Consider the following 15,960-nt stretch of genomic DNA (forward strand, 5'->3'; position numbering starts at 1 on the left):
TTCGCCCCGCCCCTGGGGCGGCTTGCGCTGGGGGCGGTTGGCGTTAAAATTCCGCCGCCCTTGGGCCGCCGCTACCGGAGATCCCCGTGGCGCGTCGGGTGGAGGGAGCCCCTGGGTCAGGGGCGGCCGCGAAGCGGCGGGGTGTGGGTGCTGGTGAGGAGGGGCCCACGGTTTGCGCAGCACAGCGTGGGAGCGACAGCGCGAATGCGATGTCGTGAACCCGCGAAACGAGGCCCGCATGGATGCGGCTTCTGCCGTCCCCCGGCCAGTCTCACCGCCCGGCCCAAACCAGAGACCAGGCTCTACGCGACCCACCACGAGGGGCCGCGCCGTTCGCCTGCCTGATCAGCCCTTGATCGAGGCCATGTCGATCACGAAGCGGTAGCGCACGTCATTCTTCGCCATGCGCTCCCAGGCTTCGTTGACGTCCTGGATGTTGATCACTTCCACGTCGCTGACGATGCCGTGCTCGGCGCAGAAATCCATCATTTCCTGGGTCTCCGCCATGCCACCGATCGCAGAACCGGTCAGGTGCTTGCGGCCGAAGATCACGCTCACGCCGGTCAGCGGCGGGTCGAGTTCGGTCAGCACGCCCACCAGGCACATGGTGGCGTCGCGCTTGAGCAGGCCCATGTACGGGTTGGTGTCATGCCCGACCGGGATGGTGTTGAGAAGGAAGTCGAAGCTGCCGGCATGGGCCTTCATCTGCTCTGATTCACGCGAGACCAGCACCTCATCGGCGCCCAGGCGGGTGGCATCGGCGCCCTTTTCCGGGGTCGTGGTGATCATCACCACGTGGGCGCCGAGTGCCTTGGCGAACTTCACGCCCATGTGGCCAAGGCCGCCCAGACCGATCACGCCGACCTTCTGGCCCGGGCCGACCTTGAAGTGCTTCAGCGGCGAATAGGTGGTGATGCCGGCGCACAGCAACGGGGCGGCGGCCTTCAGGTCCAGCGTCTCGGACACTTTCACCACGAAGCGCTGCTCCACCACGATGTGATCGGAATAGCCGCCCTGGGTGGGCTCGCCGGTGTGGCGGTCGGTGCCGTTGTAGGTGAACGTCGCGCCTTCGGCGCAGTACTGCTCCAGGTCATCGCTGCAGGCTTCGCAGTGGCGGCAGGAATCAACCATGCAGCCGACGCCGGCAAAGTCGCCGACCTTCAGCGTGGTGACGTCGGCGCCGACTTCGACCACCTTGCCGATGATCTCGTGGCCGGGAACCATCGGGTACTTGGCGCCGCCCCAGTCATCGCGGGCCTGGTGCAGGTCGGAGTGGCAGATGCCGCTGTACAGGATCTCGATGCGGACATCGCCGGCGCCGACGGCGCGGCGCTCGAAGGTGAACGGAACCAGCGGCGCCGTGTTGGAATGCGCGGCATAGGCTTTGGCGAGGGACATGGGGGAATCCTTGGCAAGGGTTTATGGAAAGGCGTTTTACAATACGCCGGCGGCGACGCCCCACATAGGCCGTTGATCGGGATGATTCATCAAGGCGGACAGGATAATGGCGACGGATAACCTCACCCATCTCGCGGCGTTTGCCGCCGTGGCGCGTCATCGCAGCTTCCGCCGCGCCGGTGCCGAACTGGCGTTGTCCACGTCGGCGGTCAGCTATGCCATCCGCGCGCTGGAAGAACGGCTGGGCGTGGGCCTGTTCCACCGCACCACGCGCAGCGTTTCGCTGACCGAGGCCGGGCAGCGGCTGATGGAGCGGCTGCAGCCGGCACTGGGGCAGGTGAGTGACGCACTGGAGGAAATGAACCAGTTCCGCGCCACGCCGGCCGGCTTGCTGCGGATCAACGCGGCCCGCGCTGCGGTGCCGACCCAGCTCAGCCCGCGGCTGGCAGATTTCCTGCGCGCGCATCCGGACGTGCGCATCGAGGTAACCGAGAACGACGGGCTGGTGGACATCGTCGCCGAAGGCTTCGATGCCGGTGTGCGCCTGCACGAGTTCGTGCCCGAAGACATGGTGGCCGTGCCGCTGGGGCCGTTCCTGCGCGGCATGATCGTGGCCTCGCCCGCCTACCTGGCGCGCCACGAAACCCCGCAGCACCCGCGTGACCTGCTGCGCCACCAGTGCGTTCGCTTCCGCTTCGCCAGTGGTCATCTGTACAAGTGGCAGTTCGAACGTGGCGATGAAACGCTGGAGATCGACGTCCAGGGCCGGATCACCTTGAGCGAGCAGACCACCATCGTGCGCGCTGTGCTGGACGGATTGGGCATCGCCTACGTGCTGGAAGATGCCGCGCGACCATGGTTGGCGTCCGGGCAGCTGGTCAGCATGCTGGAAGACTGGAGCCCGCCGTTCCCGGGATTCGTGCTGTATTACCCGCGGCAGCGCCAGATGACCTCGGCGCTGAGGGCGTTCGTGGACCTGCTGCGCGGGACGTGAATGGCGCCATCGCGCCGCCCGCATCCGGATTCGACCCTGCGCCGGCCGTCTGCAGGGCGGGTACGCGCGGGGCGCTGCCGCACACGCGGTGACGCGTATCGACCACGAGCGGGCCATCGCCGGAAATCCGGATGCCCGGCCGGGCGGATTCCCTGCAATTCCCATCGGCCAGGCGACGCAGGATCGGGCTGCTGCACGCGCACCCGCCATGAAGCAGGCGCCAACCGCCTGCGTTGCCGCGGCAGCACTCTTCTGCCACGGCCAAGGTGTATACCCGCATGCAATCACGAGCTTTCAATCCTGCCGTACTTACCCAAGCGTGGCCTGCCGCCACCCCCGGACTTCCCGCCAGGCCAGCGCTGCGCTCGACGCAGGATCCCATGGCGGCCTGTTTTCTCGGGCCCTTCGCGGACAACGACGGGTTCATCCAGGAGCTGCTTTACGACTTCTTCCGCGATCATGTCGAGTGGCGTCGCGGCCTGCACCCGCACGGCGACGGGCCCGTGCCGGCCCCGCGCGCGGCGTCGCCGAAATACCGGCAACTGCAGAAGCGCATGTTCGAAGAGCTCAGCGCACTGTCCCATGCACTGAAGGATTCGGTGCCTTTCCACAGCCCACGCTACATCGGCCACATGTCATCGGACCTGCTGCTGCCCGGCCTGTTGGCGCAGATGCTGACGCTGCCTTACGACCCCAACAACATCAACACGGACTCCGGCGCGGTCACCATGCGCATGGAAATGGAGGTCGGCCTGCAATTGGCCCGCATGCTCGGCTGGCCCCACGATGTCAGGCAGCCCGGCTGTGCCTTCGGCCACCTGACCTCCGGCGGCACTACCGCCAACTACCAGGCGCTGCGCCTGGCCATGTCACTGAAGGCCTGGCCGGTGGCGCTGCGCGCTGCCAAGGTGCCGGAGATTCCCCTGCCGGTGGACGACGATGCGGCGTTCAACTGCGATCCTGCCGCCGGCATCACGCTGTTCCAGCAATGGCAGGCGTGGATCGCCGCGCTCCCACCCGCTGACCGCCTGCGGTGGCGGGCCCGGGTCGGCCAGCAGCAGGTCGAAACACTGGGGTTGAACGAATTCTTCGCTCGCCATCCCACGCTTCGCGTTCCGCAGGTACTGGCGTCGTCGACCGTCCATTACTCCTGGAACAAGGGCATGAAGCTGGTCGGCCTGGGGAAGGCGCAACTGCGGCTGCTGCACACCCAGGGCATGCGGCTGGACATCGAGGCCCTGGACGAAGCACTACGCGACTGCGCGCGCACGCGGCAGCCGGTGCTGATGGTCGTGGCCGTGCTGGGCAGCACCGAGTACGGCAGCATCGACCCGGTGGAGGCGATATGCGATGCGCGTGATCGCTCGACCCGCGCAGGGCTGGGCTTCGGCGTGCACGTCGATGCGGCATGGGGCGGCTATCTTGCCAGCGTATTCCGCCATGAAAGCGGGGCGTTGCGGTCGTTGCAGGAAATGCGCGCAGAGTATCGTGACTTCCCGCAACCCTATGTCTACCGGGCGTTCGAAGGCCTGGCCCGGGCAGATTCGGCCACCGTGGATCCGCACAAACTGGGCTACCTGGCATGCGGCGCAGGCGCCTTCGTCTGCCGTGACAACCGCGCGATGCCCTTGCTGGCCGAACAGGCCGACTACGTGTTCGCCGGTGACCCCGCGGCCGGCTACCTCGGTCAGTACGCGCGCGTGGGGCAGTTCACCCCGGAGGGCTCGCGTCCGGGGTCGATGGCTGCGGCGGCCTATGTCAGCCAGCGCGTGCTGCCGCTGGACCATGCCCATTTCGGGGTGCTGGCACGTCGCACCATCCTGGCCGCCGAGTTTTTCACCCGCCAGGCGACGGACTTCGCCGAACGCGTTCGCGACGTGGCCGAAGTGCTGGTGCCCTGCGAGCCGGACAGCAACCTGGTGTGCCTTGCGTTGAACCCGCAGGGCAATCGCTGCATCGATGCGGCCAACCGCTTCGTGCAGCAGCTCCATGATCGGCTCAGGCCTGATCCGGCGGGAAATGGCCGCTGCCCGGCCTTCCTCGCTTCCAGCACCTGTCTGCGCGAGCAGGCGGTGGGCCGGCGGGACATGCAGCGCATCCTGCGCCAGCTCGGCCTGGACGGCGGCGAGGCCGGCAGCGTGGGCAGCCTGTCCATCCTGCGCCACTCGCTGATGAACCCCTTCCTGCTGCATGCCGATGCTGCAGGGGAGGTGGGCAATCCCATCACGCAGTACTTCGTGCATCTGGAGGCGCTGGTGCGGGAGCTGGCGGCGGGCCGGCGGTGATCCTGCCATGACCCGGGCTGGACCGCTGCGGCGGCCGTGAATATACTGTGCCCCAGTATAGTTCCATGGCCGCTGCCCGATGCCGCACTCCGCTGAAGAAAAAAAGAAAGTCCTGGCCCGTGTGCGGCGCATCCGCGGCCAGTGCGATGCGTTGGACCGCGCGCTGGAATCCGGCGCGGAGTGCGGTCCGGTGCTGCAGCAGATCGCGGCCATCCGCGGTGCGGTGAACGGGCTGATGTCCGAAGTCATGGAGGCGCACCTGCGCGAGGAATTCGGCCAGCCCGCAGCCTCCGACGCGCAGCGTGCCGAGCGCGTGCGCGATATGGGCGCGCTGATCCGTTCCTACCTGAAATGAGCCGTGCCCGCCGCGTGCGGGCGCTCGTCAACATGCGCGCAACACGCGCCTGCCTACCCTTGTCCTTCCCGTCCCCTGGAGAATCCCATCATGAAGTCCCGCGCCGCCGTAGCCTTTGGTCCTGGCCAGCCGCTGAAGATCGTCGAGATCGACGTCGCCCCGCCGAAGAAGGGCGAGGTGCTGGTCAAGATCACCCACACCGGCGTCTGCCACACCGATGCGTTCACCTTGTCCGGTGATGACCCGGAAGGCCTGTTCCCGGCCGTGCTGGGCCATGAAGGCGCCGGCATCGTGGTGGAAGTGGGCGAGGGCGTGACCAGCGTGCAGCCGGGCGACCACGTGATTCCGCTGTACACCGCCGAGTGCGGTGAATGCCTGTTCTGCAAGAGTGGCAAGACCAACCTGTGCGTGGCGGTGCGTGCCACCCAGGGCAAGGGCGTGATGCCCGACGGCACCACCCGCTTCAGCTACAACGGCGAGCCGATCTACCACTACATGGGCTGTTCGACCTTCAGCGAATACACCGTGGTGGCCGAAGTGTCGCTGGCCAGGATCAATCCCGAAGCCAATCCGGAACACGTCTGCCTGCTCGGCTGCGGCGTCACCACCGGTATCGGTGCGGTACACAACACGGCGAAGGTACAGGAAGGCGACAGCGTGGCGGTGTTCGGGCTGGGCGGCATCGGCCTGGCGGTGATCCAGGGCGCGCGCCAGGCCAAGGCCGGCCGCATCATCGCCATCGACACCAACCCGTCCAAGTTCGAACTGGCGCGTGAGTTCGGTGCCACCGACTGCGTCAACCCGAGCGAGCACGAGGCGCCGATCCAGCAGGTGGTCGTGGAAATGACCGGCTGGGGCGTGGACCACAGCTTCGAGTGCATCGGCAACGTCAACGTGATGCGCGCCGCACTGGAATGCGCGCACCGTGGCTGGGGCCAGTCGGTGGTGATCGGCGTGGCCGGTGCCGGCAAGGAGATCTCCACCCGTCCGTTCCAGCTGGTCACCGGCCGTACCTGGAAGGGCAGCGCGTTCGGCGGGGTAAAGGGACGCAGCCAGCTGCCGGGCATGGTCGAAGATGCGATGAAGGGCGATATCGAACTGGCGCCGTTCGTCACCCACACCATGGAACTGGAAAAGATCAACGAAGCCTTCGACCTGATGCATGAAGGCAAGTCGATCCGTTCGGTCGTGCATTTCTGATCGGGGGACACAGCATGCAACGCATTGAACACCGCGCCTGTTCCGGCGGCTGGCAGGACGTCTACCAGCACCGTTCGGAGGTGCTCGGCTGCGAGATGAAGTTCGCGGTCTACCTGCCACCGCAGGCCGCCACGCAGAAGCTGCCGGTGCTGTACTGGCTGAGCGGGCTGACCTGCAACGAGCAGAACTTCATCACCAAGGCTGGTGCACAGCGCTACGCCGCCGAGCACGGCATCATCCTGGTCGCGCCGGACACCAGTCCGCGCGGCGATGACGTGGCCGATGCGGAAGGCTACGACCTGGGCAAGGGCGCGGGGTTCTATCTCAATGCCACGCAGGAGCCGTGGGCGCGCCACTACCGCATGCACGACTACATTGTCGATGAGCTGCCGGCGTTGATCGAAGCGCATTTCCCGGCAACCGATGCACGTGGCATCAGCGGTCATTCGATGGGCGGTCACGGCGCGCTGGTGCTGGCGCTGCGCAACCCCGGCCGCTACCGCAGCGTGTCGGCGTTCTCACCGATCGTGGCGCCCAGCCAGGTGCCGTGGGGCGAGAAGGCGTTCACTGCCTACCTGGGCACTGATCGCAGCGCGTGGGCGCAGTGGGATGCCACCGAACTGGTGGCCACCGCGACCGAGCGCCTGCCGCTGCTGGTCGACCAGGGCGACGCCGATGAGTTCCTTGGCGGGCAACTGCAGCCGCAGCGCCTGCAGGCCGCATGCGAGGCGACGGGCCACCCGCTGCAGCTGCGCCTGCAACCCGGGTACGACCACAGCTATTACTTCATCGCCAGCTTCATCGGCGACCACACCGCCCACCCCCCCAATAAAAAATGGGTACGGTGTGTATTATGTCTTTTCTGGCGCAACCCTGCAACACACGACTTAATCCCCTCCGTCCCCTTTTTGCTCCAGCGGGTCAGTCGTCGTTCTCTTCGGCGGCTTCGCGACCCTGCTGGCGGATCAGCGCTTCTTCGCGCGCATCGTTGATGGCGTGGCGGACGCTGTCCAGGTCGATGGTGGTTTCATCGTGGACGAAGGTGCCGGTCAGCGGCGAGTCGGGCAGCAGGTCACCGGCTTCGAACAGCGCCCACATCTCTTCGCCGTACCAGGTGTCGAGCAGCTCCGGGGCAAAACGACCCAGGTAGGCGGTGAGATTGTTGACGTCGCGCAGCAGCATGCTGCGTGCGGCATTGTTGCCTGCGGCACTGACCACCTGCGGGAAGTCGATCACCACCGGACCCTCCGGGTCCACCAGCACGTTGTACGGTGACAGATCGCCGTGGATCAGGCCGCAGCACAGCATGCGCACGACCTGGCGTACCAGCACCTGGTGGTAATCGCGTGCCTGGTCCGGCGCCAGTTCCACTTCGCCCAACCGCGGGGCGGAGAAGCCTTCGGCATCGGTGACCAGTTCCATCACCAGCACGCCGTGGTAGTAGCCATGCGGCTCGGGCACGCGGACACCGGCGTCGCGCAGCTGGTACAGCGCGTCCACTTCGGTGTTCTTCCAGGCGGTTTCCTGCTGCTTGCGGCCGTACTTGCTGGCCTTGCCCACGGCACGGGCTTCGCGGCTGCCACGGACCTTGCGGCCTTCCTGGTACTGCACGCGCTGCTGGAAGCTGCGCTGTGCCATGTCCTTGTAAACCTTCGCGCAACGCACATCGTCGCCGCTGCGTACCACGTACACAGCCGCTTCCTTGCCACTCTTGAGTGGGCGCAGCACTTCATCGATCACGCCGTCGTCGATCAGCGCCTGCAGGCCTTGGGGGGTCTTCACATAACCTCGGTGGGACGGCCGGCGCCAACGGCGGGCCTGAAAGGGGGGTGATTTTCGCACCTTCCTGACCCGGCGGCCACCTGCCCCTTCCTGCGCAAGCCGCCGGGCATGGCGCGGCGTTACGAGCGGACGTCGTGCAGGGTCCAGTGCGGGCCGGCGAGCAGGCGCAGGCGTTCCTTAAGGATCTCGCCCTTGATCGTGGTGCGGGCTTCAAGCTTGATCTGCAGGTCGTCCTGGCTGCCGGTCACGCTGGCGGCGGGGTCGGTGACGCCCCACTGTTCGGGCACCGCGTCCGGATCGGACTGCTTGGCCTTCCACTTCTCGAACAGCGTCGGGTTGGCAAGGGCTGCCTGCAGCTGCTCGGCGAAGCCATCGGCACCATGGGCGGTGAAAGCAAGTTCGGCATCGCTGCCGCGGGCCTTGGCCGGGTCCGGCAGGCTGATGTAGTACGTGGTCATGGGCATCTCCGTTCAAGGGTGCAAGCGTTGCAGGCGGCCGGTGCACGGTGCGTGCAGGACCGCCGCAGGCTACTCATTCGAAGCGGTGCGGTCCATCGGCGAAACCGACCGTCAATGCCCCCTTGCCCACGTTGACCATGCCGGTCAGGCTCATCACCGTTTCCAGCACCGCCACGCCGTGGTCGCTGCAGACCTGGCGCAGCGCATCGTAGCCGGGCAGGGCGCGCAGTTCGTCCAGTTCGCCGCCGTAGCTCAGGCATACCGCCGGGGTCATCAACCCGGCGCGTACGCGCTGGCCGACCACCTCGAACAGCTTGGTCACCGCGTTGTCGAAACCCTTGATCTTGGCCACCGGGCCGGTCTCGCCGCGGTAGCCGTGCAGCACCGGCTTGATGTCCAGTGCACTGCCCAGCGCGGCGCTGATCAGGCCGACGCTGCGATCCCCTTTGTGGCGGGCGCGGGCGCGCATGTAATACAGGTCGCGGGTGATCATGTAGCCGTGCACGTTGCCGGCCAGTTCCTCCAGCCGCTCGCGGATCTGCTGCACGCTGGCGCCGCTGTCGCGCAGCCGCACCGCTTCCACGGCGGTCACGGCCTGGGCGGCGAACAGGTTCTGGGTGTCGATCACCCGCAGCGCGAACGGCGAATTGAAGCCGGCCGCCTGGCGCACCGGTTTGTAGTCGTTGAGGATGGCGAAGCTGGCCTGCAGCGCGTTGTCGTGGATCGGGCTGCGGGTCTTGGTGATGGTCATGCAGAACACATGGTCGTAATCGATCACCAGGCGCTGCAGGAACAGGTCGCGGATCTGCTGGACGCTGAAGGGGATGGTCTCCGCCTCCGCGCCGTTCTCGGCCACGTGGGCATGCAGGAAGCTGAGCGTGGCCTGTTCGTCACGATGGTCGGCGAGGATGGCTTCGCCGATCCGCACCGTGATCGGCAGCAGGACGATGTTGTGCTGGGTGATGAAGTCCTGCGGCAGGTCGCAGGCCGAGTCAACGACGATTCCGATGCGCATTCGCAGGCCCCCTCCAGGCGCGTTTACCGCTTCATAAGCGTGAAACGTATCGCACTTTTGGGAATTCCGCGCGTGCCATCGGCGTCCCGGTGCCCAGCGGCTGCGGTGCACCGCAGCCGGGCGGGTGGTGTCCTTGGGGCCCGGGGCCTGGGCAGGTCAGGGCTGCGCCGTGCGCGGCAGGTAACGGTCGCGCAGTTCGGTCTGGCGCGAACGCATCGGCATTGCGCGTCCGCCCAGCCACACGTGTTCGGCATAGTGCGCCACGTCCAGCGGATCGCCTTCCCACAGCACCAGGTCGGCCAGCTTGCCCGGTTCGATGCTGCCGATGCGGTCGCCCACGCCCAGCGCCTGCGCCGGTACCCGGGTCAGGCCGGCCAGTCCGTCGGCCCACGGCAAGCCATGCGCCACCGCGTTGCCCGCCAGCTGGCGCACCTTGCGCGCGTTGTGCGAGGCATCGCCGCCCTGGGTGAAGCTGACCTCCACTCCGGCCTTGCGCAGGCGGGCGGCATTTTCCAGGGTCGCGCCGATCTGGTCGAAGGTGGTCGGCAGGTTGCCCAGCGCATCGACGAACACCGGCACGCGGGCCTGGGCCAGTCCGGGTGCCAATTGCCAGGCCTCGGCGCCGCCGGCGATGGCGATCTTGACGTTCTCGCGTGCCGACCAGCGCAGCAGCTGGCGGATGTCCGCGGCACGGTCCACTTCGATGATGATGCGGCCCTTGCCGGCCAGGTAGTCGGCCAGCGTGCGCCGGCCGGCGGGGGTGAGCAGGGCATGCGGGGAATCACTGCCGACGCGGCCACGGGCCTCGTCGACGGCCTGCTGCAGCAGCATCCACTGGGCAGCGCGGGACTTGCCGGTCAGCTCTGCCGCGGCCGATCCCAGCCGCAGGTACAGGGCGCGCGGACCGATCGGATCGGCACTGCCATCCAGCCGGATCACGCCGCCCTGGCCGGCGATGAAACCACCGCCGGTGTGCGCGCCCAGCGCGGTGAAGCCGATGCCTTCCACGCGTGCCACCGGAACCAGGATCGAGGCCGGGTTGTAGGCCAGGGTGACGTCGAACTCCGGCCGCAACGGCTGCTCGCCGAGGGTCAGCGTGCTGTCCACCGTGCTCTCTTCGCCGGATACTTCCTCGATGCCGATTTCGGTGATGCCGCCGAACAGCGCGGGCGTCAGCGGACGGCCCTCGGCCTCCACCACCGCCACGCCGGCCGGTGCGGCAAGGCCGCTGCCGACGGCCTGGATGACGCCGCCGCGCACCAGCACATCGGCATTGGGCAGGCTGCCGCGCGCGCTGGCGGTATGCACGGTCGCATTGCGGATCAGCAGGTCCTGCGCGGCGGCGGGCAGCGCGGCCAGGCCCAGCAGCAGGGCGAGGACGTGCGCGGTCTTGATGCGTGCACGGATCATCAGCGCAGCTCCTGGCCGAGACGGAAATCAGACACCGGTTTGCTGCGCGGATCGGCCCGGTCGTAGTACTGATGGCCGTCGATGAAGACCTGGTCGGCCAGCGCATAGGAACTGAAGGGGTTGCCGTTCCACACCACCACGTCGGCATTCTTGCCCGCTTCCAGGGTGCCGGTCTTGCCTTCGATGCCGAGCGCCTTGGCCGCATTGGCGGTCATCCAGGTGATGGCGCGTTCCGGCGCGATCGCCGGCATGTCGGCGCGGCGCGCGGCGGCGATCACCTTGGCCGCTTCCTGGTTCAGGCGCTGGATGCCTTCAGGGGAGTCCGAATGCACGATGGCGCAGCTGTTGGCGGGGCGATCGACCAGCGCGATGTTCTCCTGGATGCCGTCGAAAGCTTCCATCTTGAAGCCCCACCAGTCGGCCCACAGGGCGCCGCAGACGCCTTCCTGGGCCAGCCGGTCGGCCAGCTTGTAGGCTTCCACGCCGTGGTGGAACGCGGCGATCCTGAACCCGAACTCATCGGCCAGGTCGAGCATGGTGGCCATCTCGTCGGCGCGGTAGCAGTGGATGTGCACGCGGATGTCGCCCTGGATCGCGCCGGCCAGCGTGTCCAGTTTCAGGTCGCGCTTGCCGCCGCTGTCGCCGCTGCTGTCTTCCTTGTCGCCGCCGAACCAGCGCTTGCGCTTGGCCGGCTTGGCGGTGTTCTTGGCGATGTATTCGCTGGCATCGATGAAGGCGGCGCGGTAGCCGGCCACGTTGCCCATCCGGGTGCCCGGCGCGGTGCCCTTGCCGCCGTACACGCGCTTGGGATTCTCGCCGCAGGCCATCTTCAGCCCCCACGGCGCACCGGGGAATTTCATCGCCTGGTAAGTGGTGGTGGGGACGTTCTTGAGCACCACGCCGCGGCCGCCGACCAGGTTGGCCGAACCGGGCAGCACCTGCATGCTGGTCACCCCGCCGGCCAGCGCCTCGGCGAAACCGGGATCCTGCGGCCACACCGAATGTTCGGCCCAGACGTTGGCGGTCACCGGGGCGGTCATCTCGTTGCCGTCGCTGTGCGCGCTGACGCCGGGGCTGGGATACACGCCCAGGTGCGAGTGCACGTCGATCAGGCCGGGGGTCACCCAGCGCCCGTGCGCGTCGATGCGGCGCACGTCGCTGGCCGCCTGCAGGGCACGGCCGACCTCAACCACTTTTCCGTCACGCAGCAGCACGTCCGCATCGTCCAGCCGCTGCCCGGTGCCGGTCAGCACGGTGGCGTTGTGGATCAGCACGGCCTCGCTGCTGCGTGGCTGGTAGGTGCTGGGATACGGATCCTGGATGAAGCGCGAAGCAGCGATGGCCGGCGCAGCGGCCAGCGACAGCAGCGCCAGGCCGATGCCGGCGCGCAGCAGGTTGTGCATGGAGTCCCCGTGAGCATGGTGGTGCAGGCCGCTGACGCTAGCCGAGTATCGCCCTGCTTGCCAAGTGGCCTTCGGCCTGGCGTTGCCACCGTGCGTGGCGCGACGGTGAAAGCGCGCCTGCGTATTTGCGGTAATCTCGGGGAGCGATGGCGCCACGCGCTGTCCGCCGTGTGGGTCGCCGCGAGCTGCAATGGCCGCGCGCGCCCAGGATGAACCACGTAATCAAGGAATAGATCCAACCATGACCCGTAGCATGTTGTTCCGTACTTCTTCTTCGTCGCGCCGCCCCCTTCCTTCGCTGCTTGCTTCGGCCATCGCCGGATCCTTGCTGTTGGCCACCGCGATGCCTGTACTGGCGCAGCCGCAGGATGCGCAGCTGGACCGCTACCAGCAGCTGCGCAGCGTACAGGCGGCGGCCGCGTCTGTGCCTTCGGCCAGCGTTGCACGTTCGACCGCAACCGCGCTGGCATCGGCTGCTGAAACCGCCCCGGTAATGGGCGCGGCCGGCAACCGCGAAAGCTGGCAGACCGGAGAATTCCAGGTCGATTGGGGCCTGGCGACGATGAACGCCGACGCCGCCTATGCGCGCGGCTTGACCGGCCAGGGGATCCGGCTGGGCGTGTTCGACAGTGGCAGCGGGTTGGCGCACGACGAGTTCGCCGGCAAGAACCACAGCAGCATCCGCATCGCCGACCTGCTGCCCGATGGCACCTCGTGCAGCAACGTCAACGCGTTGTGGGGCCCGGACGCCTGCTTCGCCAGTGACGGTGACGTGGTGGCGCTGGAGGCCATCGGCTTCGATTACGGCCTGACCGAGGAAGACATCGCCTTCCTGATCGGTGCCGGTGCGCCGTACGGCCTGACCTTCAACACGCATGGCACGCATGTATCGGGCACCATCGCCGCCAACCGCGATGGCAGCGGCATGCATGGCGTGGCCTTCGGCGCGGACCTGGCTGCCGCCAAGCTGTTCTTCGACAGCTATGTCGAGTGGTACCTGGGATCGGACAATTACTACCGCCAAGGCGCTGTGTTCCCGCAGGTGGGGCCGAGCGAAGATGCCTTCGCCAGCATGTATTCGCAGATGAACGCCCAGGGCGTGCGTGCGATCAACCACAGCTGGGGCCTGGGCAGCGAGCCGGAAACCGTCGAGGAATTCGACGAGATCTACAACCACGAAGGCGACCGCGCCTACCTGGACATCTTCGCCGAAGGCTCGCGCCAGGCCGGCATGATCCAGGTGTGGGCAGCCGGCAACTCCGCCGACTACAACCCCAGCCCGGAAGAAGCTCCGTTGGCCGGCGTGTATGCCACGCTGCCGCGCGCCTTCGCCGATATCGAACCGTACTGGCTTGCCGTGGTGAACCTCGACCAGAACCTGCAGCTGAGCGACCTGTCGCACCGCTGCGGGCTGGCGGCGAACTGGTGCCTGGCCGCGCCGGGCAGCGACATCATCTCCACCTCGTACGGTTCGGAAGGACTGGAAGGCCAGCTGGCCACCGATGACAACCAGAACGTGCTGCTGGACGTACTGCAGCGCGTGCCCAGCTACACCTACGAACAGATGAGCGGCACCTCGATGGCGGCCCCGCATGTCACCGGCGCGCTGGGCCTGCTGTTCGAACGTTTCCCGTACCTGGACAACGCGCAGGTGCGCGACGTGCTGCTGACCACCGCCACCGACCTCGGCGCCGAAGGCGTGGACGATGTCTACGGCTGGGGCCTGGTGAACCTGGAAAAGGCCATCGAAGGCTATGGCCAGCTGCGGGTGGACACCCACGTGGTGATGAACACCGCGGCCGGCGGCCTGAAGGTGTGGGAAGGCGATGCGTGGGATGACTGGAGCAACGACATCGGCGGCCCCGGCGCGCTGACCAAGTCCGGCAGCGGCTGGCTGCGCCTGAGCGGTGACAACAGCTTCCATGGTGCCGTGCTGCGCGAAGGCATCCTGGAGCTGGACGGCGTCAACACGCTGACTGACGCCGTGGTGGTGCAGGGGGGGCAGCTGCGCTTGAACGGCAGCCTGGTGGACACCGACCTGGACGTGCGCGGCGGTAGCGGGCTGGTCGCCGCAGGCGCGCTGCTGGAGGGGGCGTCGTTGTCGATCAGCGGCGGCATGCTGTCTTTCAACGGCACCCAGACCGGTGGATCCACCGTGGTCGGGGCCAATGGCCTGCTGCAGGGCATCGGTACGCTGGGCGATACGCGCGTGGCCGGCATCATCGCGCCGGGCAACTCGATCGGCACGCTGACCATCGATGGCGATTACGTGCAGACCGCCAGCGGCGTCTACCTGGCAGAACTGTCGCCGGGTGGCAGCAGCGACCTGCTGCGCGTCAGCGGCAGCGCCTCGCTGGATGGCACGCTGAAGGCGCTGCCGGAAGCGGGCATCTACTACCTTGGCGAGCAGTTCAACGTCATCCAGGCCGATGGCGGGGTGCAGGGCCGGTTCGCCACCACCGACTTCAGCGCGTTCTCGCCGTTCCTGCAGTTCGGCGTGGGCTACGGCAGCAATGGCATCAACATCGAAGTCACCCGTGGCCAATTGCTGGCCAGTGCGGCGACCACCGCCAACCAGCGCGCGGTGGCCGGTTCGGCCGATGCGCTTGGCGTGGACCAGGGCCTGCCGAAGCCGTTGACCCTGCTGTTCCCGCAGCAGGTCGGTGCGGCGTTGGATGGCCTGAGCGGTGAACTGCATGCCGCCACGCCGCTGGCGCTGGTGGAAAGCAGCCGTTACGTGCGTGATGCGGCTTTGAGCCGTGCGGTAGGCGCGCGTTCGCCGCAGGACGACGCCAGCCAGGCCACCGGTGCGTGGGTGCAGGCGATCGGCGGCAGCGGCAAACTGGATGGCGATGCCAACACGGCACGTACCCGGTCCAACACCAGCGGCTTGCTGGTCGGCATCGATCATGACATCGGCGGCTGGCAGCTCGGCCTGCTGCTGGGCAACGGCCGCACCGATACGAAGCAGGCACAGGGGCGTTCGGCGAAGGCGCGTATCGACAACACCCACGTGGGCCTGTACGCCGGGCACAGCTGGGGCGCATTCGGCCTGCGCGGTGGCCTCGGTTACAGCCGGCATGACATCGACAGCAGCCGCCAGGTGGCCTTCGCCGGTTACAGCGACGCGCTGGATGCCAGCTACGACGCGAAGACGAAGCAGGCCTTCATCGAAGCCGGTTACCGTTTCGGCGGCACCCAGGGCGGACTGGAGCCGTACCTGCAGCTCGCCCGTGTCGAAGTAGACGTGGACGATGTGCGCGAGCAGGGCGGTGCAGCCGCATTGACCGGCCGGGTGGCCGACACCGCGACCACCGTGGCCACCGCCGGCGTGCGTTTCGACAAGGGCCTGAAGGCGGCGTTCCAGCAGGACGCGTGGCTGCACGTGGTGGGCGGGGTGGGCTATCGCCGCGCCTCCGGTGACCGCGATGGGCTGGCGCAGCTGGCCTTCGAGGGCGGCAGCAGCTTTGCCGTCAGCGGCGCGCCGATCGCCGACAGCGCGGTGGTGGCGGAGCTGGGTCTGTCGGCCTGGTTGAGCCCGCGCCAGCAGCTGGAACTGGGCTACAACGGCCAGTTCGGCGATGAAAGCCGCGACCATGGGGTCAACGCACGCTGGTCGGTGCGGTTCTGATCTACGCCTGATCCGTGCGTGATGGAGGG

General features: G+C 67.5%; 11 protein-coding genes and 1 pseudogene. 6 read left to right on the forward strand and 6 right to left on the reverse strand.

What is annotated here, in order from left to right; all coding sequences use genetic code 11:
• Positions 1-345: 345 nt before the first annotated feature.
• Positions 346-1,398 (reverse strand): NAD(P)-dependent alcohol dehydrogenase, encoded by a 1,053-nt coding sequence (locus ABE522_RS08050; RefSeq protein ID WP_346591234.1) that lies wholly within the window; start codon positions 1,396-1,398, stop codon positions 346-348.
• Between the two features lie 106 nt (positions 1,399-1,504).
• On the opposite strand from ABE522_RS08050, the gene ABE522_RS08055 reads away from it, so the two are divergent.
• The 5 genes and pseudogenes from ABE522_RS08055 to fghA form a co-directional block, all read left to right on the forward strand.
• On the forward strand, positions 1,505-2,392 hold the full coding sequence (locus ABE522_RS08055) for a LysR family transcriptional regulator (RefSeq protein WP_346591235.1): 888 nt from the start codon (positions 1,505-1,507) through the stop codon (positions 2,390-2,392).
• 380 nt (positions 2,393-2,772) lie between these two features.
• Positions 2,773-4,677 carry a pyridoxal phosphate-dependent decarboxylase family protein gene (locus ABE522_RS08060; RefSeq protein ID WP_346591236.1) on the forward strand — a complete coding sequence of 635 codons (1,905 nt, stop codon included), beginning with the start codon at positions 2,773-2,775 and terminating at the stop codon, positions 4,675-4,677.
• Positions 4,678-4,756: 79 nt separating this feature from the next.
• A complete protein-coding gene (locus ABE522_RS08065; protein ID WP_346591237.1) occupies positions 4,757-5,032 on the forward strand; it encodes a metal/formaldehyde-sensitive transcriptional repressor in 276 nt (91 codons plus the stop codon).
• Between the two features lie 90 nt (positions 5,033-5,122).
• The gene (locus tag ABE522_RS08070; protein ID WP_346591238.1) at positions 5,123-6,232 is read left to right on the forward strand and encodes an S-(hydroxymethyl)glutathione dehydrogenase/class III alcohol dehydrogenase; all 1,110 of its coding nucleotides are present in this window, start codon (positions 5,123-5,125) and stop codon (positions 6,230-6,232) included.
• 14 nt (positions 6,233-6,246) lie between these two features.
• Positions 6,247-7,053 (forward strand): annotated as a pseudogene (fghA, locus tag ABE522_RS08075) (S-formylglutathione hydrolase); the annotation flags it as partial.
• Positions 7,054-7,153: 100 nt separating this feature from the next.
• On the opposite strand, the gene ABE522_RS08080 reads toward fghA, so the two are convergent.
• The 5 genes from ABE522_RS08080 to ABE522_RS08100 all read right to left on the reverse strand — a co-directional run bounded on the left by ABE522_RS08080 (position 7,154) and on the right by ABE522_RS08100 (position 12,300).
• Complete coding sequence (locus ABE522_RS08080) at positions 7,154-8,014, reverse strand: PA4780 family RIO1-like protein kinase (protein ID WP_191769659.1); 861 nt, start codon at positions 8,012-8,014, stop codon at positions 7,154-7,156.
• A 119-nt stretch (positions 8,015-8,133) separates the two neighbouring features.
• Positions 8,134-8,478: a hypothetical protein gene (locus tag ABE522_RS08085; RefSeq protein ID WP_346591239.1), complete on the reverse strand. Its 345-nt coding sequence runs from the start codon at positions 8,476-8,478 to the stop codon at positions 8,134-8,136.
• Between the two features lie 67 nt (positions 8,479-8,545).
• Complete coding sequence (locus tag ABE522_RS08090) at positions 8,546-9,487, reverse strand: DegV family protein (protein WP_182657704.1); 942 nt, start codon at positions 9,485-9,487, stop codon at positions 8,546-8,548.
• 156 nt (positions 9,488-9,643) lie between these two features.
• Positions 9,644-10,897, reverse strand: a complete 1,254-nt coding sequence (locus tag ABE522_RS08095) for an amidohydrolase family protein (RefSeq protein WP_346591240.1) — start codon at positions 10,895-10,897, stop codon at positions 9,644-9,646.
• On the reverse strand, positions 10,897-12,300 hold the full coding sequence (locus ABE522_RS08100; protein WP_346591241.1) for an amidohydrolase: 1,404 nt from the start codon (positions 12,298-12,300) through the stop codon (positions 10,897-10,899). The genes ABE522_RS08095 and ABE522_RS08100 overlap by 1 nt, the downstream gene beginning before the upstream one ends.
• A 241-nt stretch (positions 12,301-12,541) precedes the next feature.
• Here ABE522_RS08100 and ABE522_RS08105 point away from each other — a divergent pair, with 241 nt between their 5' ends.
• On the forward strand, positions 12,542-15,931 hold the full coding sequence (locus ABE522_RS08105) for an autotransporter domain-containing protein (RefSeq protein WP_406846324.1): 3,390 nt from the start codon (positions 12,542-12,544) through the stop codon (positions 15,929-15,931).
• Positions 15,932-15,960: the final 29 nt, after the last annotated feature.

This window comes from Stenotrophomonas lacuserhaii (assembly GCF_039674585.1).
GTDB lineage: Bacteria > Pseudomonadota > Gammaproteobacteria > Xanthomonadales > Xanthomonadaceae > Stenotrophomonas > Stenotrophomonas pennii_A.

Bases quoted from the DNA above. Each gene is read 5' to 3' on its own strand.
- ABE522_RS08050 (WP_346591234.1), bottom strand. From the start codon at position 1,398: ATGTCCCTCGCCAAAGCCTATGCCGCGCATTCCAACACGGCGCCGCTG.
- ABE522_RS08055 (WP_346591235.1), top strand. From the start codon at position 1,505: ATGGCGACGGATAACCTCACCCATCTCGCGGCGTTTGCCGCCGTGGCG.
- ABE522_RS08060 (WP_346591236.1), top strand. From the start codon at position 2,773: ATGGCGGCCTGTTTTCTCGGGCCCTTCGCGGACAACGACGGGTTCATC.
- ABE522_RS08065 (WP_346591237.1), top strand. From the start codon at position 4,757: ATGCCGCACTCCGCTGAAGAAAAAAAGAAAGTCCTGGCCCGTGTGCGG.
- ABE522_RS08070 (WP_346591238.1), top strand. From the start codon at position 5,123: ATGAAGTCCCGCGCCGCCGTAGCCTTTGGTCCTGGCCAGCCGCTGAAG.
- ABE522_RS08085 (WP_346591239.1), bottom strand. From the start codon at position 8,478: ATGCCCATGACCACGTACTACATCAGCCTGCCGGACCCGGCCAAGGCC.
- ABE522_RS08090 (WP_182657704.1), bottom strand. From the start codon at position 9,487: ATGCGCATCGGAATCGTCGTTGACTCGGCCTGCGACCTGCCGCAGGAC.
- ABE522_RS08095 (WP_346591240.1), bottom strand. From the start codon at position 10,897: ATGATCCGTGCACGCATCAAGACCGCGCACGTCCTCGCCCTGCTGCTG.
- ABE522_RS08100 (WP_346591241.1), bottom strand. From the start codon at position 12,300: ATGCACAACCTGCTGCGCGCCGGCATCGGCCTGGCGCTGCTGTCGCTG.
- ABE522_RS08105 (WP_406846324.1), top strand. From the start codon at position 12,542: ATGACCCGTAGCATGTTGTTCCGTACTTCTTCTTCGTCGCGCCGCCCC.